Annotated in this window: 2 protein-coding genes; both read left to right on the plus strand. The window is 56.7% G+C overall.

Annotated elements, in window-relative coordinates; all coding sequences use genetic code 11:
* The first annotated feature begins 387 nt into the window (after positions 1 to 387).
* Positions 388 to 1,332: an endonuclease domain-containing protein gene (locus tag JS533_RS13600; protein ID WP_241515356.1), complete on the plus strand. Its 945-nt coding sequence runs from the start codon at positions 388 to 390 to the stop codon at positions 1,330 to 1,332.
* Between the two features lie 172 nt (positions 1,333 to 1,504).
* Positions 1,505 to 1,708: hypothetical protein (locus JS533_RS13605; protein ID WP_241515358.1), on the plus strand; the 204-nt coding region annotated here is incomplete at its 3' end.

Here is a 1,708-nt window from a genome sequence, read left to right on the forward strand (position 1 = left end):
CATTTGCAGGATCGATGGATCGCTAATCGTTGTGCGCTGCGCCGCGCGATAGGTAGTGCAGCGCACGGCGCGGCTTAACCTCTGACTATAGCGAAGAGGCCTTGCGCTTCATTCCCGGCGACCGTTCGACACGGTTCGTTCTTGACATGTGCGGACCGCGATTGGCCGGGTTCAAGACGGTTCAAGACTTCGTGTTTCGGCGGTCACCGTTCGCAACACGCGCGGACCTCACCCTCGCAAATGCCGCAGATTATGCGTCGAGAGTCCGCTCATCATCGCCGGCAGTAGTGAACGGTCGTCGAAATTGAGTTATCCACATTTCTCAACATATCCACAATTTCGCCGTACCGTGTGGTGCGACGACGATACGTCCCGTACGGTCAGACTATGGCTGACGACTCAATCTCCCTCAAAGCGCTCACCGAGCTGAAGACCCTCCGCGTACAGGCTTGCGCCGAACTGCAGCGCCGTACCCGGCAACCGTTGATCTACACGCGTTCCACCGCGTTGGAACTGCTATCCATCGAAAAGCCCAAACTGCCTTATTCGACGCGGCGGGATTCTACGGCGTGGGTTATCGTGCCATCGTTGCAACGTCGATGCCATGTGCCTGGAGTGACTTATCTGGCGTGGGTGGGGCCGATAGAAACGCAGGTCGTCGGACGGTATTTCGAATGCGTCACTCCGGTATGCGCATGGGCGCATTATGCGTCGGTGCTGCCGCTGGATGAACTTGTTGTGCTGGGGGATTCCATGATGCGGCGCGATCGGCGATTACAACGCGCTCGGCTTGAGGATTTCGCCCATTATCTTCAGCGGGCCAGTGGTTTTACGGGGATCAAGAAATGCCGTCGTGCCTTGCTGTTGATGAGAGAGGACACGGACTCCTCTCAGGAAACCCGTGTGAGGATCATTCTTCTTCGATACGGTTTGCCGGAGCCGACCGTGAATCATGCGTTGCATATTCCCGGAACCGCTCGCACGGTTTTCCTTGATATGGCGTATCCCGAACTGCGCATCGCCATAGAGTATGACGGTAATCACCATCGGTTCAGCAGTGCGCAGGTTTTAAGGGACGACAAGCGTCGCGAGGACATTGAATCCGCTGGCTGGACGTATATCAAAATCACGTATGTGGATCTGCTCGATGAGTCGGCTGAGGAGGCTTTGGCCCAGCGAGTGGCCACGGCGCTGGGAAAGGTTTTGGGGACTCCTGTGCCGTTGGAGCCGAGAATCGATGTTAACCGTTTGGGAGATGGGAATCGTGCTCGTCGTAGGCCGATATGGTCTGCGGGTGGTGACATCGAAGCACGTGGATCTGGTCGGTATTGATGTGATTCCGTGACGGTTCCGCGACGATTCCACTGTGTCGATCGCCGGAAACTATCGCCGGAAACTATGAGTTTGACGATTGAGAGGCTAAATATGCGGCTTGCTCTGGTCGGTTTGACGATTGAGAGGCTACTTTACTGAGATACCTCGTTCAAGAGCCTCGGATAACGGCATGATGACAGCCTCAGATCGGCCGCTATGCCAGCCCCGCAGCCTCTCAATCGTCAAACTGACCTCGGCAAAAGGCGAATTTAGCCTCTCGATCGTCAAACCGGCGGTCGCGCAGGCGTCAGGTGGTTCTGAGGTGTCTGGAGAACAGCCGGAAGATCTGGTTCACCGGTTCGGGTGCTATGTTCGGGCACGCGCCGGTCGGCGC

Origin of the sequence: Bifidobacterium amazonense (genome assembly GCF_018555435.2) — a bacterium.
GTDB lineage: Bacteria > Actinomycetota > Actinomycetes > Actinomycetales > Bifidobacteriaceae > Bifidobacterium > Bifidobacterium amazonense.

Coding starts and splice junctions, on each gene's coding strand:
- JS533_RS13600 (WP_241515356.1), top strand. CDS start 388: ATGGCTGACGACTCAATCTCCCTCAAAGCGCTCACCGAGCTGAAGACC.